Here is a 20,918-nt window from a genome sequence, read left to right as displayed (position 1 = left end):
ACGGTCACCCTCAAGGGGCCGCGTCGGTCCTCGCGCCGCCCAGCACCTCTCCACCGCGCGCCGGGCAGCGCGGACGTGTGCAGGAACCCGCACACGGGGCCGACGGCGACGACTGCCCGGAAGTCCGCACGGGCGTGGGCCGAGACGAGGATCACCTTCAGTACGCGGCCGGTCACCGGACGTACCGGGCGGTGCGCACGCGGCCTGATTGAACCGGGCGCAGGACGTCCGCGGCATCCTGGGCGAATCGGCTCCGGGAGGACACTGACGAGCACCGCCGGGCGCCTGCGGTCCTCACGTTCCCGGAGTGCCGCTGATCCCGCCGGAGCGTCGTCCACAGGCCCGCGCTCTGACACCCCCCGCCAGTAGGGTGTGAGACATGGCCGACCCCTCCAGCTACCGCCCCAAGCCGGGAGAGATCCCGGACACTCCCGGGGTCTACAGATTCCGCGACGAGCACCGCCGGGTGATCTACGTCGGAAAGGCGAAGAGCCTGCGGCAGCGCCTGGCGAGCTACTTCCAGGATCTGGCGAACCTCCACCCCCGCACCCGCACCATGGTCACCACGGCCGCGTCCGTGGAGTGGACCGTCGTGTCCACGGAGGTCGAGGCCCTTCAGCTGGAGTACTCCTGGATCAAGGAATTCGATCCCCGGTTCAACGTCAAGTACCGCGACGACAAGAGCTACCCCTACCTCGCGGTGACGATGAACGAGGAGTTCCCGCGCGTGCAGGTGATGCGCGGCCAGAAACGCAAGGGTGTGCGCTACTTCGGGCCGTACGGGCACGCGTGGGCCATCCGCGACACCGTGGACCTGCTCCTGCGCGTCTTCCCGGTCCGCACCTGCTCGGCCGGCGTCTTCAAGAACGCCGCCCGCACCGGCCGCCCCTGCCTGCTCGGCTACATCGGCAAGTGCTCCGCGCCCTGCGTCGGCCGGGTGACAGCGGAGGAGCACCGCGAACTCGCCGAGGAGTTCTGCGACTTCACGGCCGGCCGCACGGGCACGTACATCCGCCGCCTGGAGAAGCAGATGGCGGAGGCGGCCGAGGACATGGAGTATGAGCGGGCGGCCCGCCTGCGCGACGACGTCGAGGCCCTGAAGAAGGCCATGGAGAAGAACGCGGTCGTGCTCGCGGACGCGACCGACGCCGACCTGATCGCGGTCGCAGAGGACGAACTGGAAGCGGCCGTGCAGATCTTCCACGTGCGCGGCGGACGTGTGCGCGGCCAGCGCGGCTGGGTGACCGACAAGGTCGAGGAGATCACCACCGGCGCCCTCGTCGAGCACGCCCTCCAGCAGCTCTACGGCGAGGAGCGGGGCGACTCGGTCCCCAAGGAGGTACTCGTCCCGGCCCTGCCCGACCCGGTGGAGCCCGTCCAGGAGTGGCTCGCCGAGCGCCGCGGGGCGGGCGTGTCGCTGCGCGTCCCGCAGCGCGGCGACAAGAAGGCCCTGATGGAGACCGTGCAGCGCAACGCCCTGCAGGCGCTCGCGCTGCACAAGACCAAGCGCGCCTCCGACCTGACCACGCGTTCGCGTGCGCTGGAGGAGATCGCCGAGGCCCTCGACCTGGACAGCGCCCCGCTCAGGATCGAGTGCTACGACATCTCGCACCTCCAGGGCGACGACGTCGTGGCCTCCATGGTCGTCTTCGAGGACGGTCTGCAGCGCAAGAGTGAGTACCGCCGCTTCCAGATCAAGGGCTTCGAAGGCCAGGACGACGTGCGCTCCATGCACGAGGTGATCACCCGCCGCTTCAGGCGCTACCTCGCCGAGAAGGAGAAGACGGGGGAGTGGGCCGACGGCGAGAACACCCTCACCGAGGAGGACGGCCGCCCCAAGCGCTTCGCCTACCCGCCCCAGCTCGTCGTCGTCGACGGCGGGCAGCCGCAGGTCGCGGCCGCCAAGAAGGCGCTCGACGGGCTCGGCATCGACGACATCGCCGTGTGCGGCCTCGCCAAGCGCCTGGAGGAGGTCTGGCTGCCGGACGAGGGCGACCCGGTGGTACTGCCCCGCACCAGCGAGGGCCTCTACCTGCTGCAGCGCGTCCGCGACGAAGCCCACCGCTTCGCGATCACCTACCAGCGCACCAAGCGCGCCAGGCGTTTCCGGGCCAGCCCCCTGGACGGCGTGCCGGGGCTCGGGGATTCCCGCAAGCAGGCACTGCTCACACACTTCGGTTCGTTGAAGAAACTGCGATCCGCCACGATCGACCAGATCTGCGAGGTTCCGGGCATAGGCCGCAAGACCGCCGAGACGATCGCGGTGGCCCTCGCCCAGGCGGCGCCGGCCGTACCCGCCGTGAACACGGCGACTGGAGAGATCATGGAGGAGGAACCCGAGACAATGGGTTCCAGTGGGGAGCCCGTGACGACGGGCGCCCCGGACGAGCGACGGGGGCAGGAGACATGAATGCGAACAGCCACGACGGGCGACAAGGCCAAGACGGAGACGGAGCACAGGTGAGTACGGGCACGAGCGCCGAGGCGGCCGGAGCCCCGGAGACGGCCATCCCCGAGCTGGTGATCATCTCCGGCATGTCCGGCGCAGGGCGCTCCACGGCGGCCAAGTGTCTGGAGGACCTCGGCTGGTTCGTCGTCGACAACCTCCCGCCCGCGCTCATACCGACCATGGTGGAGCTCGGCGCACGCTCGCAGGGCAACGTGGCGCGGATCGCGGTCGTCGTCGACGTCCGCGGCCGGCGCTTCTTCGACAACCTCCGCGAGTCCCTCGCCGACCTCGACACCCGGGGTGTCACCCGGCGGATCGTGTTCCTGGAGTCCTCCGACGAGGCCCTCGTGCGCCGCTTCGAGTCGGTGCGCCGCCCGCACCCGTTGCAGGGCGACGGCCGCATCGTCGACGGCATCGCCGCCGAGCGCGAGCTGCTGCGGGAGCTGCGCGGTGACGCCGACCTGGTGATCGACACCTCCAGCCTCAACGTGCACGAGCTGCGCGCCAAGATGGACGCCCAGTTCGCCGGAGATGAGGAGCCCGAGCTGAGGGCCACCGTCATGTCCTTCGGCTTCAAGTACGGCCTGCCGGTCGACGCCGACCTGGTCGCGGACATGCGCTTCCTGCCCAACCCGCACTGGGTCCCCGAGCTGCGCCCCTTCACCGGCCTCAACGAGGAGGTGGCCGCGTACGTCTTCAACCAGCCCGGCGCCAAGGAGTTCCTCGACCGGTACGCCGAGCTGCTGAGGCTCATCGCGGCCGGGTACCGGCGCGAGGGCAAGCGGTACGTGACCATCGCCATCGGGTGTACGGGCGGCAAGCACCGCTCGGTCGCCACGTCGGAGAAGCTCGCCGCGCGCCTCGCGGCCGAAGGTGTGGAGACGGTGGTCGTGCACCGGGACATGGGCCGCGAATGACGGCACGTTCCCCGCGGCTGAGCAGGCTGCGCCGGACGGTGTCCGAGGGACGCGCGGGCCGCCCCGTCGAGGCCCGCGGTGCCCGCCCGCGCCGCCGCGGCGCCCAGCCCAAGGTGGTCGCCCTCGGCGGCGGCATGGGCCTGTCCGCGTCGCTCGCCGCACTGCGCCGGATCACCGGCGACCTCACCGCCGTCGTCACCGTCGCCGACGACGGAGGCTCCAGCGGACGACTGCGCGACGAACTGGGCGTCCTCCCGCCCGGTGACCTGCGCAAGGCCCTGGCCGCGCTGTGCGGCGACGACGACTGGGGCCAGACGTGGGCCCGCGTCATCCAGCACCGCTTCCAGTCCAAGGGCGACCTGCACGAGCACGCGGTCGGCAACCTGCTGATCGTCGCCCTGTGGGAGCAGCTCGGCGACCACGTCCAGGCCCTCGACCTGGTAGGCAAGCTCCTGGGCGCGCACGGACGCGTGCTGCCCATGTCCGCCGTACCCCTGGAGCTCCAGGCCCTGGTCAAGGGGCACGACCCGGACCGGCCCGACGACGTCGACACCGTACGAGGGCAGGCGACCGTCGCTCTCACGCCCGGCGAGGTGCAGTCCGTGCACCTCGTGCCGCACGACCCGCCCGCGGTCCCCGAGGCGGTCGAGGCCGTCCTCGACGCGGACTGGGTGGTCCTCGGCCCGGGGTCCTGGTTCTCCTCGGTCATCCCGCACCTGCTCGTGCCCGAACTCCTGGACGCGCTCAGCAAGACGAAGGCGCGCCGGGTACTCTCCCTGAACCTCGCCCCGCAGCCGGGAGAAACCGAAGGCTTCTCCCCGCAGCGTCATTTGGAGGTTTTGGGACGACACGCCCCTAAACTCGCCCTGGACGTGGTGCTGGCCGACGAGGCTGCCGTGCCCGACCGCGATGTGCTCACCGAGGCCGCCAAGCGGTTCGGCGCCGCGGTCGAGCTGGCCCCGGTGGCCCGGAGGGACGGGAGCCCAAGGCATGACCCGGAGCTCCTCGCCGCCGCGTACGACCGTATTTTTCGGATGCATGGAAGGATCGGCCCATGGCGATGACGGCAGCGGTGAAGGACGAGGTCTCCCGGCTCCCCGTCACCCGGACCTGCTGCAGGAAGGCGGAGGTCTCCGCCATTCTGCGGTTCGCCGGCGGCCTCCATCTGGTGAGCGGGCGCATCGTGATCGAGGCGGAGCTGGACACCGCGATGGCGGCCCGCCGCCTCAAGCGGGACATCCTGGAGATCTTCGGCCACAGCTCCGAGCTGATCGTGATGGCGCCGGGCGGACTGCGCCGCGGCTCGCGCTATGTCGTGCGTGTCGTCGCCGGCGGTGACCAGCTGGCCCGTCAGACCGGCCTGGTGGACGGCCGGGGCCGCCCGATCCGGGGGCTGCCCCCGCAGGTGGTCTCAGGGGCCACCTGTGACGCGGAGGCGGCCTGGCGCGGGGCCTTCCTGGCACACGGCTCGCTCACGGAGCCCGGCCGTTCCTCCTCCCTGGAGGTGACCTGCCCGGGCCCCGAGGCCGCGCTCGCACTCGTCGGCGCCGCCCGCCGGCTGTCCATCGGGGCCAAGGCACGCGAGGTCCGTGGTGTGGACCGGGTCGTCGTCCGCGACGGCGACGCGATCGGCGCGCTGCTCACCCGCCTCGGCGCGCACGAGTCGGTGCTCGCCTGGGAGGAGCGCCGGATGCGCCGCGAGGTGCGTGCCACGGCGAACCGTCTCGCCAACTTCGACGACGCCAACCTGCGCCGCTCCGCGCGTGCGGCCGTCGCCGCCGGTGCCCGCGTCCAGCGCGCCCTGGAGATCCTCGGTGACGACGTACCCGAGCACCTCGCGGCCGCCGGCCGGCTGCGCATGGAGCACAAGCAGGCCTCTCTGGAGGAGCTGGGCGCGCTCGCCGACCCGCCGCTGACCAAGGACGCCGTCGCCGGCCGTATCCGCCGGCTGCTCGCGATGGCCGACAAGCGCGCCTCCGACCTCGGCATCCCGGGCACTGAGTCCAGCATCACGGAGGAGATGGCCGACAACCTCGTCGGCTGATCCGAAAGAGTTCAACACGCCGGTTCCGACGTCCAAATGGGCGTCGGAACCGGCGTGTTGCCTGTCCTTGACGCACCCTTGACTCGATCATGGACTGTCATGAGCCTGGCATCTATTCGCTGCTGTGGCGGACCACTGCTAGGGGGGTTCATGAGACATAGAGCGAGATCGATCCTCGCTGTCGGCGCGCTCCTGATCGGCGGAGCGAGCATCGCACCCATCGCCCAAGCACAACCAGGGAGTTCACAGGACTCCGACGCGGACGAGGTCAAGGTCTTCCGCGCCGACGTCACCAAGAAGCAGGTACCCCTGCTGCTGGCCGCCGGACAGGACGGCCACGAACTCGGCGAACAGGTGCCCGAGAAGGGCACGGCCACCGTCGAGGTCTACCTCACCGACAAGCAGGCCGAGAAGCTCGAGAAGCAGGGCGTCGACCTCGACGAGCACACCATTTCGGCCAGGGCCGCAGCCCGCGTCGAGAGTGCGGCGGAGGGTGTCTTCCGTCCGTACAGCACGAGCGGTGGCCTGAAAGAGGAGATCGTCGCGACCGGGCAGGCGAACCCCGGTCTCACCAAAGTCGTCTCCATCGGAAGGACCGTCAACGGCCAGGACATCCTGGCCCTGAAACTGACGAAGGGCGCCAAGAAGTCCAAGGACGGCTCCAAGCCGGCCGTGCTGTACATGTCCAACCAGCACGCGCGCGAGTGGATCACGCCGGAGATGACCCGGCGGCTGATGCACTACTACCTGGACAACTACAAGACGGACAAGCGGGTCAAGAAGCTCGTCGAGTCCACCGAACTGTGGTTCGTCCTGTCGGCCAACCCCGACGGCTACGACTACACCTTCCAGAACAGCGACACCCGCCTGTGGCGCAAGAACCTGCGGGACGTCAACGGCGACGGCGCCATCTCCACCGGCGACGGCGTCGACCTCAACCGCAACTTCGCCTACAAGTGGGGCTATGACGACGAGGGTTCGTCCCCCAATCCCACCAGCCAGACCTACCGCGGCGCGGCCCCCGGCTCCGAGCCCGAGACCAAGGCGCTCGACGCCTTCGAGAAACGGATCGGCTTCGCGTACGGCATCAACTACCACTCCGCCGCCGAACTCCTCCTCTACGGGGTCGGCTGGCAGGTGGCCACCGCGACGCCGGACGACGTCCTCTACAAGGCGCTCGCCGGCACGCCCGACGACTCCGCGATCCCCGGCTACCACCCACAGGTCTCCTCGGAGCTGTACACGACCAACGGCGAGGCGGACGGCCACGCGGCCAACGTCAACGGCATGGCGATGTTCACCCCCGAGATGTCGACCTGTCAGACCGCGTCGGACATCGATCCGAACGACGCCTGGAACGCGGCCGACTGCCAGTCCATCTTCAACTTCCCGGACGACGAGAAGCTGATCCAGGACGAGTTCGCGAAGAACATCCCCTTCGCGCTCTCCGTCGCCGAGACGGCCGCCCACCCGGACGAGCCGTCCTCGTCGGTCCGCCTGGGCGCCGCCGACTTCACCCCGGCCACGTTCTCGACGTCGTACTCGCGAGGCGCCGACCAGAAGGTCTCGGTCGTCGTACGGAAGTCGGTGCGCGACAAGGAGCTCAAGTACCGCGTCAACGGCGGCCGCACCAGGGACATGGTGCTCAGGGCCTGGAAGGGCGGCGAGACGTACGGCGGTGACGACAACCTCTACTTCGACGAGTACCGGGCCAAGGTCCGGGACGGCCGGCCGGGTGACAAGGTCGAGGTCTGGTTCACCGGCGAGACGAAGCGCGGGAAGGCCGTCTCCAGCGAGCACTTCACGTACACCGTGGCCGAACGGCCGCGTGCGAACACCCTCGTGGTCGCCGAGGAGGGCGCGGCCGCCACACAGGCGCAGACGTACGTCGACGCGCTGGAGGCCAACGGCCGCAGGGCGATCGTCTGGGACGTCGCCGCGCAGGGCGCGCCAGACGCCCTCGGCGTGCTGGGCCACTTCGACACCGTCGTCCACTACACGGGCGCGAGCGTCCCGGGCATCGCCTCCCAGCTCCAGCTGCGGGCCTTCCTCAACGAGGGCGGCAAGCTGCTCGAGGCGGGCGAACTGGCCGGCGGCAGCGTCGACCTCGGCGACGGCACCCTGTCCAACGACTTCAGCCAGTACTACCTGGGGGCCTACTCGCGTACGTCGACCCCCGGTGCCACCGGCTTCACCGGCTCCGGCAGGCTCGGCGGCTTCACGGGCGCGCTCGGCGCCGCGACCGGCAACCCGCTCGACCGGGCGGGCACGTACGGCGTGACCTCCGACGAACTGCCGGTCACCAGCTACCCGCAGTTCGCCAGCGCGGGTGCGGGCCAGTTCGCCGGGACCGTCAACCCGTACGGACCGTACTCGGGCTCGTACATGGCGGCCGCCGTCCACACCGACGACGCGTACAAGCGGCTCAGCCGCACCGTCGACCTCACCGGTGTGAGCGCGTCCGACGCGCCCACCCTGCGCACACAGCTGCTGTGGGACACCGAGGCCGGCTACGACAATGTGATCGTCGAGGCCCACACCACCGGTGCCGACGACTGGACGACCCTCCCCGAGGCGGGCGGCGCCACCGGCACCGCCGTGCCGGCGGAGTGCGAGGGCGGCTTCTACGTCGGCGAGCACCCCTGGCTGAAGCACTACCTGACGGTCGCGTCGGGCGGCTGCACCGCGACCGGCACCTCCGGCAAGTGGAACAGTCTGACCGGCGCCTCCAGCGGCTGGCAGCAGGTGAACTTCGACCTGAGCGCGTACGCGGGCAGGTCGGTCGAGGTCTCGATCAGCTACGTCACCGACCCGGGCTCCGGCGGCCACGGCGTCCTCGCCGACGACGCCTCGCTCGTCGTGGGCGGCACGGCCACCGGGACCGAGGGCTTCGAGACGTCCCTGGGCGTCTGGCAGGTGGCCGGACCGCCCGCCGGCAGCCCGGCCGTCCTCAAGGACTGGGCGCGCACCGGGACGCTGTTCCAGACATACGGAGGGGTCACCACGGAGGACACCGTGCTGCTTGGTTTCGGCCTTGAGCACGTCACCGCGTCGGCCGACCGCACGGCTCTGGTCAAGAAGGCTCTGGCAGCTCTGGAAGAGTGACCGGCCTGGTCAAAAGGTATTGACAATCCATAGTCAAATCGGGTGATCGGGCCTTCCGGCCCGGGTGGTCCGTACCCCTACTGGCGGGTACGGGCCGCCCTGCCGTGTATGGGGCATCTGGATGTCACCCTCAGGGCCCTCAGGGAGGTAGGGTCGTAGGCGGTCGGGGACATCCCATTACAGCTCGCCGGTCTCGAAACCGGCGTACCAACGAGGAGATCGGTTCGTGACGATCCGCGTAGGCATCAACGGCTTTGGCCGCATCGGTCGTAACTACTTCCGCGCGCTGCTGGAGCAGGGTGCAGACATCGAGATCGTGGCTGTCAACGACCTGGGTGACACCGCGACCACCGCCCACCTGCTGAAGTACGACACCATCCTGGGCCGCCTCAAGCAGGAGGTCTCCCACACCGCCGACACGATCACCGTCGACGGCAAGACCATCAAGGTCCTGTCCGAGCGAAACCCCGCCGACATCCCGTGGGGCGAGCTGGGCGTCGACATCGTCATCGAGTCGACCGGCATCTTCACGAAGAAGGCCGATGCCGAGAAGCACCTCGCCGGCGGCGCCAAGAAGGTCCTCATCTCGGCTCCGGCCAAGGACGAGGACATCACCATCGTGATGGGCGTCAACGAGAGCAAGTACGACGCGGCGAACCACCACGTCATCTCGAACGCCTCCTGCACCACCAACTGTGTGGCGCCGATGGCCAAGGTTCTCGACGAGAACTTCGGCATCGTCAAGGGCCTGATGACCACGGTCCACGCCTACACGAACGACCAGCGCATCCTGGACTTCCCGCACTCCGACCTGCGCCGTGCCCGCGCCGCCGCGGAGAACATCATCCCGACCACGACCGGTGCCGCCAAGGCCACCGCCCTGGTCCTCCCGCAGCTCAAGGGCAAGCTGGACGGCATCGCCATGCGCGTCCCCGTCCCGACGGGCTCGGCCACCGACCTGGTCGTGGAGCTGGAGCGCGAGGTCACCAAGGACGAGGTCAACGCCGCGTTCAAGAAGGCGTCCGAGGGCGAGCTGCAGGGCTACCTGTCCTACACGGAGGACCCGATCGTCTCCTCCGACATCGTCAGCGACCCGGCGTCCTGCACCTTCGACTCCTCCCTGACCATGGTCCAGGAGGGCAAGTCGGTGAAGATCCTCGGCTGGTACGACAACGAGTGGGGCTACTCCAACCGTCTCGTCGACCTCACGGTCTTCGTCGGCAACCAGCTCTGATCAACGGAGCAGGCACCTCGATGTGAGTGCAGGGCTCGGGCAGCGCAGGGACGCGTCGCCCGAGCCCTGACTCGCGTACAGATCAGGCCCTCTTAAGATCACGAGCATCACGAGCCCTCCTCAGGAGTTCCCTCAATGAAGACGATCGACGAACTTCTCGCCGAAGGCGTCGCAGGCCGGCGGGTCTTGGTCCGCGCCGACCTCAACGTGCCGCTCGACGGCGCCACGATCACCGATGACGGCCGCATCCGCGCCGTCCTGCCCACCGTGAAGGCCCTCACGGAGGCGGGAGCGCGCGTGGTCGTCGCTTCGCACCTCGGCCGCCCCAAGGGCGCGCCGGACCCGGCCTTCTCGCTCGCTCCGGCCGCCGCGCGCCTGGGCGAACTCCTCGGTACCGCCGTGGTCTTCGCGACCGACACGGTCGGTGAGTCCGCCCGGTCCACCGTCGCCGGCCTCGTCGACGGCCAGGTCGCCGTCATCGAGAACCTGCGCTTCAACGCCGGCGAGACGTCCAAGGACGACGCCGAGCGCGGCGCCTTCGCCGACCGGCTCGCCGAGCTCGCCGACCTGTACGTGGGCGACGGCTTCGGCGCCGTGCACCGCAAGCACGCCTCGGTCTTCGACCTCCCGGCCCGCCTGCCGCACGCCGCCGGCTACCTCATCGCCACCGAGGTCGCCGTGCTGAAGAAGCTCACCGAGGACGTCAAGCGTCCCTACGTCGTCGCCCTCGGCGGCGCAAAGGTCTCCGACAAGCTCGCCGTCATCGACGAGCTGCTCGGCAAGGCCGACCGCCTGCTCATCGGCGGCGGCATGGCGTACACCTTCCTCAAGGCCCAGGGCCACGAGGTCGGCATCTCCCTCCTCCAGGAGGACCAGATCCCGGCCGTCACCGAGTACATCGAGCGCGCGGAGAAGACCGGCGTCGAGCTGGTCCTCCCCGTCGACGTGCTGGTCGCGCCCGAGTTCCCGGACCTGAAGGCGAAGGCTCCGGACAACCCCACCACTGTCGCCGCGGACGGGATCCCGGCCGACCAGATGGGCCTGGACATCGGCCCGGAAACCCGCAAGCTGTACGCCTCGAAGCTCGCCGACGCGGCCACCGTCTGCTGGAACGGCCCCATGGGCGTCTTCGAGCACCCCGACTACGCCGAGGGCACCAAGGCGGTTGCCCAGGCCCTCGTCGACTCCCCGGCCTTCACGGTCGTCGGCGGTGGCGACTCCGCCGCTGCCGTCCGCATCCTGGGCTTCGACGAGTCGGCATTCGGCCACATTTCGACCGGCGGCGGCGCCTCCCTCGAATACCTCGAGGGCAAGACGCTCCCCGGCCTCGCCGCACTGGAGGACTGACCCCGCATGACCACTCGTACGCCGCTGATGGCGGGCAACTGGAAGATGAACCTCAACCACCTCGAGGCCATCGCCCACGTCCAGAAGCTCGCCTTCGCCCTGGCCGACAAGGACTACGAGGCCGTCGAGGTCGCCGTCCTGCCGCCCTTCACCGACCTGCGCTCCGTGCAGACCCTGGTGGACGGCGACAAGCTCAAGATCAAGTACGGCGCCCAGGACGTCTCGGCGCACGACTCCGGTGCCTACACCGGCGAGATCTCCGGCTCGATGCTGGCCAAGCTGAAGTGCACCTACGTGGCCATCGGCCACTCCGAGCGCCGTCAGTACCACAACGAGACCGACGAACTCGTGAACGCCAAGGTCAAGGCCGCCTACAAGCACGGCCTGACCCCGATCATGTGCGTCGGCGAGGAACTGGAGGTCCGCGAGGCGGGCAACGCGGTGCCGCACACCCTCGCCCAGGTGGAGGGCGGTCTGAAGGACCTCCCGGCCGAGCAGGCCGAGTCCATCGTGATCGCCTACGAGCCCGTCTGGGCCATCGGCACCGGCAAGGTCTGCGGTGCCGAGGACGCCCAGGAGGTCTGCGCCGCCATCCGAGGCAAGATCGCCGAGCTGTACACGCAGGAGCTGGCCGACAAGATCCGCATCCAGTACGGCGGCTCCGTCAAGGCCGGAAACGTCGCGGAGATCATGGCGCAGGCCGACATCGACGGTGCCCTGGTCGGCGGTGCCTCGCTGGACGCCGACGAGTTCGTCAAGATCGTCCGCTTCCGCGACCAGTGAGAAGACCAGTGAGTATGCCGTAGCGGCGATCCGTCGTACCCTTGCGGGGGCATGGTGGCGAGCCACCGTGCCCCCGTCGTCCATCCAGTTCCGAGGAAGTTGGTTCAGCCGTGGTTTTGGGGTTCTCGATCGCCCTGATCGTCTTCAGCGGGCTGCTGATGCTGCTGGTGCTGATGCACAAGGGGAAGGGCGGCGGTCTCTCCGACATGTTCGGTGGCGGTATGCAGTCCTCCGTCGGCGGCTCCTCGGTCGCCGAGCGCAACCTCGACCGCATCACCGTGGTGATCGGTCTGCTGTGGTTCGCGTGCATCATCGTGCTCGGCATCCTGATGAAGACGAACAACTGATCAGCGGCTGACACGGCACATCACGCACGCACATCACACACGCACAATCCGCACGTAAGGCCTCATGTTCGGTGCGCGCACCTGAGCGCGGCCTATCATGGGGCTGGCGTCTGGGTGTGGGGCTGTAACTCCAACCACTGGACGCGCGTTGGGCCTTACGTAGACTGAGGCGCTCGCGGCGAAGCGAAACGCCGACTCGCTTCGCGGCACCATCACGCAGGGAGTTACACCGTGGCAAGTGGCAACGCGATCCGAGGAAGCCGGGTCGGGGCGGGGCCGATGGGTGAGGCCGAGCGCGGCGAGTCCGCGCCGCGTCTGCGCATCTCCTTCTGGTGCTCCAACGGGCACGAGACGCAGCCCAGCTTCGCCAGCGACGCGCAGGTCCCCGAAACCTGGGACTGCCCGCGCTGCGGCTTCCCAGCCGGTCAGGACCGGGACAACCCGCCGGACCCGCCGCGCACCGAGCCCTACAAGACGCACCTCGCGTATGTGCGGGAGCGGCGCAGCGACGCGGACGGCGAGGCGATCCTCGCCGAGGCGCTCGCCAAACTGCGGGGCGAAATCTAGGAGTTGAGAGCCGGCCGGACACCGAGGGGTCTGGCCGGACCTGTTTTGCTCACCGGCGGCCGACCGCCTCCGGACCGATTGTCAGTGCTGCCCTCTACGGTTTGTCCATCGGCGAATCGTGAGGGGGCGTTGTGGCGACGGTCGAGGTTTCGGGCGGGCCCGTGCCCGCGTGGCGCGGGGGGTTCGAGCGGCTGTGGAGTGCCGCCGTGCCGTCCGGATTCGGCGCCGCACTGCGCGTGGCAGCGCTGCCCCTGCTCGCCGCGACGCTGACGGACCGGCCGCTGCTCATCGCGTCCGTCACCGCCTGTGGCTGTCTGCCCTGGATCGTCTTCGCGCTGCTCGGCGGCGCCGTCACCGACGGCGTGGATCAGCGGGAGGCCATGTGGGTGGTGGACGCCTTACGGGGGCTGCTGGTCGCGGTGTTCGCCGGGGCCGTCGCCGTTGGCCACGCCTCGATCGCCCTGCTGATCGGACTGGCCTTCGCCTTGAGCACGCTCCACGCGTTGTTCGGCAACGCGACCACGGCGCTCCTGCCGGCTGTGGTGGACCCCGCGGCACTCGGCAGCGCGAACGTGAGGCTGATGACCGGCCGGCAGGTCGCGAGCGGCCTGCTGGGTGCACCGGCCGTGCCGCTGCTGGTGACGGCCGGGGCGGCGGCACACTTCGCGGCCGACGCGGCGACCTTCCTCGTCGCCTCGGCGCCGGTGGCCGCGCTGCTGACCGCCGGGCCCGAGCGGAAGCCGAGACCGGCGGGCAGCACGATGCGCAGGGAGATCGCGGAAGGGCGCGTACTGGGGCGGGACAGAACCCTGCGGGGACTCTGGTGCCGCCACGGCCCTGAGCGACATCGGCATGGGCGTGCTCGTCGCCACCCTCATGCTGCTGGTGACCGACCGGCTCGACGCCTGCACCGCCGGATACGCGGCGTCGACGACCGCGTACACCGTGGGCGGTCTGGCCGGTGAAGTCGTCAACCGCTGGACCGTGGACGCGCTCGGGCGGATGCGTGCCGTGCTGCTCGCCGGAACGGTGCAGATCGGCACGCTGATCGTCATGGGCTCGGCGCGCAGTCCGGCCGTGCCGGTGGCCGCCCTGGTGGTCTTCGGGTTCACGGGCACGGCGTGAAGCAGGTCGGCGCGCTGCTCGCGGCCGCCTTCTTCGTCCTGCCGGTCACCGCGCTGACACCTGCGCCCAAGGCGGACGTATCTGTTTGCGCCGCACCACGACGAGACGAAGGGTCACGCCCCGCACTGATCAACTAGGTTGGGACCGGCAGCGGGGCGCAGCACAGGCAAGGAAGAAGGCTGAATTCCGAGATGAACGCAGACGGCCGTACCAGACTCAACCAGACGCCCGAGTGGACCGCTCTGGCCAAGCACCGCGAGGGGCTCGGCGAGGTGCAGCTGCGGGAGCTGTTCGCCGCCGACCCGGGGCGCGGCCAGGGGTACACGCTCCAGGTCGGGGACCTGCACATCGACTACTCCAAGCACCTCGTCACCGACGAGACGCTGCGGCTGCTGCGCGAGCTGGCCGCCGCGACCGACGTCTTCGGCCTCCGGGACGCCATGTTCCGCGGCGAGAAGATCAACACGACCGAGAACCGGGCGGTGCTGCACACCGCGCTGCGCGCCCCGCGCGACGCCGTGATCGAGGTCGACGGGGAGAACGTCGTGCCGGCCGTGCACGCCGTCCTCGACAAGATGGCCGACTTCGCCGAGCGCGTCCGCTCCGGCGCCTGGACCGGCCACACCGGCAAGCGCATCAAGAACGTGGTGAACATCGGCATCGGCGGCTCCGACCTCGGCCCGGCGATGGCGTACGAGGTGCTGCGCAGCTACACCGATCGCGGCCTCACGCTCCGCTTCGTGTCGAACGTGGACGGTGCCGACCTGCACGAGGCCACGCGTGACCTGGACGCGGCCGAGACGCTGTTCATCGTCGCCTCCAAGACCTTCACCACCATCGAGACGATCACGAACGCGACCTCGGCGCGCGACTGGCTGCTCACCGAGCTGAGCGCCGGTCAGGAGGCCGTCGCCAAGCACTTCGTGGCGCTGTCCACCAACGCCGGGAAGGTCGGCGCGTTCGGCATCGATACGGCGAACATGTTCGAGTTCTGGGACTGGGTCGGCGGCCGCTACTCCTACGACTCCGCGATCGGCCTGTCCCTGATGATCGCCATCGGGCCGGATCGTTTCCGGGAGATGCTCGACGGATTCAGGGTGGTCGACGAGCACTTCCGCACCGCGCCCGCCGAGTCCAACGTGCCGCTGCTGCTGGGCCTGTTGGGCATCTGGTACGGCAACTTCCACGACGCCCAGTCGCACGCGGTGCTGCCCTACAGCCACTACCTGTCCAAGTTCACGGCGTATCTGCAGCAGCTGGACATGGAGTCCAACGGAAAGCACGTCGGCAGGGACGGACGCGAGGTCGACTGGCAGACCGGTCCGGTGGTGTGGGGTACTCCTGGCACCAACGGGCAGCACGCCTACTACCAGCTCATCCACCAGGGCACGAAGCTGATCCCGGCGGACTTCATCGGCTTCGCGCAGCCGGTCGCCGAGCTCGCCGACGGACTCAAGGCGCAGCACGACCTGCTGATGGCGAACTTCTTCGCCCAGACGCAGGCGCTGGCCTTCGGGAAGACGCCGGACGAGGTGCGTGCCGAGGGCGTGCCCGAGGAACTGGTGCCGCACAAGACGTTCCAGGGCAACCACCCCACGACCACGATCCTCGCGCGCGAGCTGACGCCGTCGGTCCTCGGTCAGCTCATCGCCCTCTACGAGCACAAGGTGTTCGTGCAGGGCGCCATCTGGAACATCGACTCCTTCGACCAGTGGGGCGTCGAGCTCGGCAAGGTCCTCGCCAAGCGTGTCGAGCCCGCGCTGACCGAAGGCGCCGACGTGCCGGGCCTGGACGCGTCCACGAAGGCGCTGGTCGCCACGTACCGGGAGCTGCGCGGCCGGCAGTGACCGATCTGCGGGAGGCGGCGGCGCGCGGCCGCCCGCCTCCCGCTGGCGCCCCGGCGATCTTGAGCGGTGCCGGTCAGGCCACCGCGCTGAGCGTGTCCGCCAGACGCCGACGGGCTGCGCGGGCCGCCGGCACGGCAGCGAGTGCGGCCGCGCCCAGCACCGCGGCGGCGCCGAACAGCAGCAGGAGGGCGGGGGACGGGCCCACCGCTATGCCGGTGCCGATACCGCTGGCTCTGCCCTGGGCGTCGATCAGCCAGTGCGCAAGGGGAGCGCCCAGTGCCGCACCGACCAGGACCGCGGCCAGGGCGGTGCAGGCGGTGGCCGAGACGCTGATCGCGGTGATCTGCCGCGGGGACAGGCCGATGGCCTTGAGCGCCAGCAGGTCCCGTTCGCTCTCGCGCACCGTGCCGCCGATCGCGGTCAGCAGTTCGATCAGTCCGATGAGGGCCAGGACGGCGATCAGACCCACGACGACTCCGCGCAGCGGGGAGAGCCCGTCGGCGGGGTTCGTCGCGGCGTGCACGTCCAGGTGACCGTGCCCCGCCGCGCCGAGCCGGCCGGCGACCGCGTGCGGGTCGGCGCCGGGGCTCAGCCGCAGCTGGTACAGGGTCGGGCCGAGCCCGGGGTCGTTCTCGCGCAGGGTGTCCAGCGAGGTGGAGATGACCCGGCCGGCGTTCTCCGGCTCGATGCTGCGGCCCACTATGTGCAGGATCTGCGGCTGGTCGCCCACGGTCATCCGCACCCAGTCGCCGACGCGTACGTCGAGCAGGTCGAGCAGGCCCTGCCCTGCCACCGCCTCGTCACGGCCGCGGGCAGGGCGCCCCTCGGCCAGGGTGTACGGGTACGGATCCTGGCGGGTGCCGAGGCCGCGCAGCGCGATCGTGGCCGTCTGGCCCGGGACCAGGGCCGCCACCTCCACGCCCGGGTAGGCGGTGACGACCTGCGGGTCGCCCTCCAGCAGCGCGTGTGTCTCCCGGTCGGTGAGGCCGGCGTCCGCGTGGACGGTGAGCGCCGTCGGCAGGCCTATCTGCTCGGGCCTGCTGTCAAAGCGGCCGATGGTGGTCCAGGCGCTCATCGCGACGACGATCAGCAGCAGCGGCAGCGCGAGCCGGGCAACCGTCGCCAGCGACCGGGGGCGCCTGGTGAACGCCTTGTGCCAGCCCAGGACCAGCGCCGGCGGCAGCCGAAGCCCGAGCGCCCGGCGCGCCGCGCCCGAAAGACGCCCGCCCGCCGGAGCCGCGGGCCGCGGCACCGGTACCGGAGGCACACGTCCCGCGCGCCAGGCCGCCAGCCCGGTGGTCGCGCCGATGAGCAGCACCGCCGCCACCGGCACCGCGAACAGCGCCACGGTGTGTGCGGGCAGCCCCTGCCACACGCCGACCGCGTCCCCGAGCCGCCCCGGGATCCGGCTGCCCAGCGCCTGGGTGAGCGTCGCCGCGGCCACGGCCCCGAGCAGCGCGTAGGCGGTGTGCTGAAGCAGGAAGACCCGCACGACCTGGCCGGGCGTGAAGCCGATCGCCTTCAGCACCGAGATGTCCCGCAGATGGCCACGGATCCGGGTGCCGATCGCCCCGTGCACGGCGAGCCCGGCGGCGACCAGCGCGCCCAGGCCGAACAGGCCCAGCACCTGCCCGAGCAGCCGGTTGTCGCCCTGGGCCTCGGCGCGCGCCTGCTGCCAGGTGGAGACCTCGCTGACCGCGCCCGCGCCCAGCACGGTGACGGCGCGCTGGACGGCGTAGTCCGTGTCCTCGGGATCGGTCAGGCGCAGTCCGGTCACCTGGCCGTCCGGGTCGCGCACTTCGGACGGAAGCGCCCACACGAGCCCGGGTTGACCGCCCGGGCTGTAGCGCGGTTCGGCGCTGTCGGCGACGCCGAGGACGGTCAGTTTCCGTGCGGTGCCGGGCAGGGTGAGGGTGTCGCCGGGGCCGGCCAGCAGGGCGCGGGCGAGGCGGCTCTCCAGCACCACGCCGTCGGGGGTCGCGGGGTCCAGCCAGTGGCCTGAGGTGACCAGCGGACGGCCGACGGCGGGCCGCTCGGACGTGCCGCGCAGTTCGACGGAGGCGCGGGTGCCGCGGGAGGCGAGGGTGGCGGAGGCGAAGGGGTAGGGGCCCGCGACGGACTCGACGCCCTCCAGCGTGGTGAGCTTCCCCGCTTCGGCGGACGGGCCGGCGTGGATCCACACGTGCGCGCCGCGCGCCTGAGTGAAGATCCGCTGCCACGGGTTCGTCGCGTAGCCGAAGAGCGCCGTGGCCAGCAGCAGTGAGGCGACGATGCCCGCGGTGGCGAGCACGAGGAACAGCGCCTCGCCGCGATGCGTGCGCAGATCGGACTGCGCCCAGCGCAGGGTGGCTCGCACCGGCTCAGCCTCTCCGCTCACGCAGGGCGAGCTGATCGTCGTACACCCGCATGTCAGTCCTTGAGCTCCAGCACGCCGGATATGCCGGTTCCGCGCGACGGCGTGCCGTCCAGTTCCGCGTCGTCGGCTATCCGTCCGTCGAAGAAGCTGATCACCCGGTCCGCGGCGCTCGCGAGTCGCGCGTCATGGGTGACCAGCACGATCGTCTGGCCGCGCTGGTGGAAGCGGGACAGCAGCCGCATCACCTCGCGGGTGGCCTTGCTGTCCAGGCTGCCCGCGGGCTCGTCGGCCAGCAGCAGCGGCGGATGGTTGACCAGGGCCCGGGCCAGCGCGACCCGCTGCTGCTCACCGCCGGAGAGCTCGCCCGGCATGCTCCGCTCCTTGCCCGCGAGCCCCAGCTCGGCCAGCAGCTCCTCCCGCTCGGCGCGCGCCCGCCTCGGGGAGACCCCGGCGAGCAGGGCCGGCAGTTCCACGTTGTCGGCGACCGACAGGTTCGACACCAGGTTGAAGAACTGGAAGACGATGCCGATGCGCTTCCTGCGCTCCACCGCCCAGCGCGCCTCGCTGTAGGCGTCGGTGCACTCTCCGTCCAGCCAGATGCTGCCGCTGTCGGGCCGCTGCAGCCCGCCGAGCAGATGCAGCAGCGTCGATTTCCCGGCACCGGACGGGCCGGTGACCGCCATGAACTCGCCCTGCCGTAGGCACAGCTCGACCCCGCGCACGGCATACGCCGGTGCGCCCTCGCCGTAGTGCGTCTTGACCAGGCCCTGGGCGCGCAGCACAGGAGCGGGACCGTCGCTCACTCCAGCTCCTCCAGCTCTTCCTGACACCGCTCCAGCCAGTCGAGGTCGGCCTGCAGATGCAGCATCGCGCCCTCGATCAGCAGTTGGGAGATGCGATTGTCGCGGTTCTCGGCGGCGGCCAGCTTCGACAGGTTGCGCATGGTGTTCAGGTACTGGCGCCGCTGTTTGTTGATGAGGGCGATCCGGTCGGCGAGACCGGTCTGCGGGGCGAGGGCCAGTTTCATGAAGAACTCGTCCCGCACCCGCGGCTCGAACTCCGTCTCCTCGTACCAGGCGCGCAGCTCCTCCCGCCCGGCGTCGGTGAGGTGGTAGATCTTCTTGTTGGGGCGGCTGGACTGTTCGACCTCTTCGCCCTCGATCAGCCCCGTCTTCTCGAGACGGCTGAGGGTGACGTAGATCTGGCCCACGTTCGGCTGAGGGTATGCGGACCCCAGCAGTTGCTCAAGGTCCTGCTTGAGCTCGTAGCCGTGGGCCGGGCCGCGGGCGAGGAGAGCCAGGAGAGGCAGGCGCACTCGTGCAGTCCTCCTGTCCTCGTAATGTGTTCCAAACCCTAGTATCGCCCATACCTAACAGGTATACATGGCACTGACTCGGGCGAAGGCGCGCGGTGCCGGTGTACAGGGAGGAACCTATGCGGTGGACACACGCCGCCGGTAGGGGCCTTCTCGTCCTCGTAGTGGTCCTGACCGGCTACGTCGCCTCCGGCGCGCACGCCGACGAGGGTGCGGGGGGCGACCGCGGGCCGCTCACCGTGGCCACCGCCGGAGACCTCACCGGCTATCTCGGCCCCCTGCTGGAGGGCTGGAACCGCACCCACCCCGGTGAGAAGGTCACCCTCGTCGAGCTCCCGGACTCCGCGGACGAGACCCATGCGCAGATGGCCACCGACCTGCGCGACCGCGACCGCAGCCGCTTCGACGTCCTCAACATCGACGTCAACTGGACCTCGGAGTTCGCCGCGGCGGGCTGGATCCGCCCACTGCCCCGCGACCGCTTCCCTCTGAAGACCTTCCTGCCGCCGGTCGTGGACACGGCGACCTACGACGGACAGCTGTACGCCGTCCCGTACGTCACCAACGCCGGCCTGCTCCTCTACCGCAAGGACGTCCTCGCCAAGGAGGGCATCCCGCCGCCGCGCACCTGGGCCGAGCTGGAGCGGGACGCGAAGGCCGTCGCCCCGAAGTACGGCCTCGACGGCTACGCGGGCCAGTTCCTGCCGTACGAGGGCCTCACCGTCAACGCGGCCGAGGCCGTCTACTCGGCGGGCGGCACGATCCTCGGCGACGAGGGCGAGCGGGTCACCGTGAACTCGAGAGCGGCCCGCGAGGGCATCGGGTTCCTCGCCCGGGGTGTGCGTGAGGGCTGGATCCCCAGGGAGGCGCTGACCTACAAGGAGGAGGAGTCCAAGCAGGCCTTCCAGGGCGGCCGGCTGCTCTTCCTGCGCAACTGGCCGTACGCGTACGTCGGGGCGTCGGCCAAGGGTTCCCCGGTCGCCGGGAAGATCGGTGCCGTACCGCTGCCGGGACCGGACGGGCCCGGCACCAGCGTTCTCGGCGGGTCGAACCTGGCCGTCAGCACACACGCGCGGCACCCCGATTCGGCGGCGCGCCTGATCGCCTACCTCACCAGCGAGCCCGTCCAGCGGCAGGTGCTCACCCGCGGCGCGCTGCCGCCCGTTCGGGCCGCCCTCTACGAAGATCCGGAGCTGGTACGGGAGTTCCCGTATCTGCCGACGCTGCGCGCGAGCGTGCTCGCTGCCGCGCCGCGGCCCAAGAGCCCGCGCTACGACCAGGTCAGCCTGGTGGTGCAGGCGGTCGTGCACGACGCGATGACCGGGCGCGAGACGCCCGAGGCAGCGGTGCGACGGCTGGCCCGGGAGCTCGCGGCCATTCCCGGCCGCTAGCGCCCTTCCCCGTCGGTCCTAGTTACGTGTTAGGTAACGCGACGGTCTCTCTTCTGCTTGTTCTGTCCAGGTATGTCCGGATATTCATTAG

Annotated in this window: 18 protein-coding genes; 15 read left to right on the top strand and 3 right to left on the bottom strand. The window is 70.4% G+C overall.

All coding sequences use genetic code 11. The features are described 5' to 3' along the window. The first annotated feature begins 379 nt into the window (after positions 1–379). The 14 genes from uvrC (at position 380) to pgi (ending at position 15,765) form a co-directional block, all read left to right on the top strand. Positions 380–2,410, top strand: a complete 2,031-nt coding sequence (gene uvrC, locus ACZ562_RS27685; protein WP_471184326.1) for an excinuclease ABC subunit UvrC — start codon at positions 380–382, stop codon at positions 2,408–2,410. After that, positions 2,407–3,366, top strand: coding sequence for an RNase adapter RapZ (gene rapZ / locus ACZ562_RS27680; protein ID WP_471184323.1), 960 nt, complete (start codon positions 2,407–2,409; stop codon positions 3,364–3,366). Before uvrC ends, rapZ begins: the two co-directional genes overlap by 4 nt. Next, positions 3,363–4,430 (top strand): gluconeogenesis factor YvcK family protein, encoded by a 1,068-nt coding sequence (locus tag ACZ562_RS27675; RefSeq protein WP_471184321.1) that lies wholly within the window; start codon positions 3,363–3,365, stop codon positions 4,428–4,430. Before rapZ ends, ACZ562_RS27675 begins: the two co-directional genes overlap by 4 nt. Then, positions 4,421–5,410, top strand: coding sequence for a DNA-binding protein WhiA (gene whiA / locus ACZ562_RS27670; protein WP_471184318.1), 990 nt, complete (start codon positions 4,421–4,423; stop codon positions 5,408–5,410). The genes ACZ562_RS27675 and whiA overlap by 10 nt, the downstream gene beginning before the upstream one ends. A gap of 150 nt (positions 5,411–5,560) precedes the next feature. Continuing rightward, positions 5,561–8,515, top strand: a complete 2,955-nt coding sequence (locus tag ACZ562_RS27665) for a M14 family metallopeptidase (protein WP_471184316.1) — start codon at positions 5,561–5,563, stop codon at positions 8,513–8,515. 226 nt (positions 8,516–8,741) lie between these two features. Further along, on the top strand, positions 8,742–9,749 hold the full coding sequence (gene gap / locus ACZ562_RS27660; RefSeq protein ID WP_471184313.1) for a type I glyceraldehyde-3-phosphate dehydrogenase: 1,008 nt from the start codon (positions 8,742–8,744) through the stop codon (positions 9,747–9,749). A gap of 135 nt (positions 9,750–9,884) precedes the next feature. Next, positions 9,885–11,096 (top strand): phosphoglycerate kinase, encoded by a 1,212-nt coding sequence (locus ACZ562_RS27655; protein WP_471184310.1) that lies wholly within the window; start codon positions 9,885–9,887, stop codon positions 11,094–11,096. A gap of 6 nt (positions 11,097–11,102) precedes the next feature. Beyond that, complete coding sequence (tpiA, locus tag ACZ562_RS27650) at positions 11,103–11,879, top strand: triose-phosphate isomerase (RefSeq protein WP_471184307.1); 777 nt, start codon at positions 11,103–11,105, stop codon at positions 11,877–11,879. A 116-nt stretch (positions 11,880–11,995) separates the two neighbouring features. Further along, entirely contained in the window at positions 11,996–12,226 is a 231-nt protein-coding gene (gene secG, locus ACZ562_RS27645; protein ID WP_471184405.1) for a preprotein translocase subunit SecG, read from the top strand. 279 nt (positions 12,227–12,505) lie between these two features. Further along, positions 12,506–12,793 carry an RNA polymerase-binding protein RbpA gene (locus ACZ562_RS27640; protein WP_007448238.1) on the top strand — a complete coding sequence of 96 codons (288 nt, stop codon included), beginning with the start codon at positions 12,506–12,508 and terminating at the stop codon, positions 12,791–12,793. Between the two features lie 131 nt (positions 12,794–12,924). Then, positions 12,925–13,758, top strand: a complete 834-nt coding sequence (locus tag ACZ562_RS27635) for an MFS transporter (protein WP_471184304.1) — start codon at positions 12,925–12,927, stop codon at positions 13,756–13,758. Next, the gene (locus ACZ562_RS27630) at positions 13,739–13,918 is read left to right on the top strand and encodes a hypothetical protein (protein ID WP_471184301.1); all 180 of its coding nucleotides are present in this window, start codon (positions 13,739–13,741) and stop codon (positions 13,916–13,918) included. The genes ACZ562_RS27635 and ACZ562_RS27630 overlap by 20 nt, the downstream gene beginning before the upstream one ends. Continuing rightward, positions 13,915–14,055: a hypothetical protein gene (locus ACZ562_RS27625; protein WP_471184299.1), complete on the top strand. Its 141-nt coding sequence runs from the start codon at positions 13,915–13,917 to the stop codon at positions 14,053–14,055. The genes ACZ562_RS27630 and ACZ562_RS27625 overlap by 4 nt, the downstream gene beginning before the upstream one ends. Positions 14,056–14,109: 54 nt before the next feature. Beyond that, on the top strand, positions 14,110–15,765 hold the full coding sequence (pgi, locus tag ACZ562_RS27620; RefSeq protein ID WP_471184297.1) for a glucose-6-phosphate isomerase: 1,656 nt from the start codon (positions 14,110–14,112) through the stop codon (positions 15,763–15,765). 73 nt (positions 15,766–15,838) lie between these two features. Here pgi and ACZ562_RS27615 read toward each other — a convergent pair whose 3' ends face one another. Genes ACZ562_RS27615 through ACZ562_RS27605 form a run of 3 tightly spaced genes read right to left on the bottom strand, consistent with a single transcriptional unit; the run spans position 15,839 to position 19,436 of the window. Continuing rightward, entirely contained in the window at positions 15,839–18,121 is a 2,283-nt protein-coding gene (locus ACZ562_RS27615) for an ABC transporter permease (RefSeq protein WP_471184294.1), read from the bottom strand. Between the two features lie 53 nt (positions 18,122–18,174). After that, on the bottom strand, positions 18,175–18,924 hold the full coding sequence (locus tag ACZ562_RS27610; RefSeq protein WP_471184291.1) for an ABC transporter ATP-binding protein: 750 nt from the start codon (positions 18,922–18,924) through the stop codon (positions 18,175–18,177). Then, positions 18,921–19,436 (bottom strand): PadR family transcriptional regulator, encoded by a 516-nt coding sequence (locus ACZ562_RS27605; RefSeq protein WP_471184289.1) that lies wholly within the window; start codon positions 19,434–19,436, stop codon positions 18,921–18,923. The genes ACZ562_RS27610 and ACZ562_RS27605 overlap by 4 nt, the downstream gene beginning before the upstream one ends. A 119-nt stretch (positions 19,437–19,555) precedes the next feature. On the opposite strand from ACZ562_RS27605, the gene ACZ562_RS27600 reads away from it, so the two are divergent. After that, entirely contained in the window at positions 19,556–20,827 is a 1,272-nt protein-coding gene (locus tag ACZ562_RS27600) for an ABC transporter substrate-binding protein (protein ID WP_471184286.1), read from the top strand. Positions 20,828–20,918: the final 91 nt, after the last annotated feature.

The organism is Streptomyces sp. NPDC040410 (genome assembly GCF_055595715.1).
Note: the sequence above shows the minus strand (reverse complement) of the source record. Positions and strands in the feature narration are given on the sequence as shown.

Coding starts and splice junctions, on each gene's coding strand:
- ACZ562_RS27655 (WP_471184310.1), top strand. CDS start 9,885: ATGAAGACGATCGACGAACTTCTCGCCGAAGGCGTCGCAGGCCGGCGG.
- tpiA (WP_471184307.1), top strand. CDS start 11,103: ATGACCACTCGTACGCCGCTGATGGCGGGCAACTGGAAGATGAACCTC.
- ACZ562_RS27640 (WP_007448238.1), top strand. CDS start 12,506: ATGGGTGAGGCCGAGCGCGGCGAGTCCGCGCCGCGTCTGCGCATCTCC.
- ACZ562_RS27600 (WP_471184286.1), top strand. CDS start 19,556: ATGCGGTGGACACACGCCGCCGGTAGGGGCCTTCTCGTCCTCGTAGTG.
- ACZ562_RS27675 (WP_471184321.1), top strand. CDS start 3,363: ATGACGGCACGTTCCCCGCGGCTGAGCAGGCTGCGCCGGACGGTGTCC.
- uvrC (WP_471184326.1), top strand. CDS start 380: ATGGCCGACCCCTCCAGCTACCGCCCCAAGCCGGGAGAGATCCCGGAC.
- ACZ562_RS27665 (WP_471184316.1), top strand. CDS start 5,561: ATGAGACATAGAGCGAGATCGATCCTCGCTGTCGGCGCGCTCCTGATC.
- whiA (WP_471184318.1), top strand. CDS start 4,421: ATGGCGATGACGGCAGCGGTGAAGGACGAGGTCTCCCGGCTCCCCGTC.
- pgi (WP_471184297.1), top strand. CDS start 14,110: ATGAACGCAGACGGCCGTACCAGACTCAACCAGACGCCCGAGTGGACC.
- rapZ (WP_471184323.1), top strand. CDS start 2,407: ATGAATGCGAACAGCCACGACGGGCGACAAGGCCAAGACGGAGACGGA.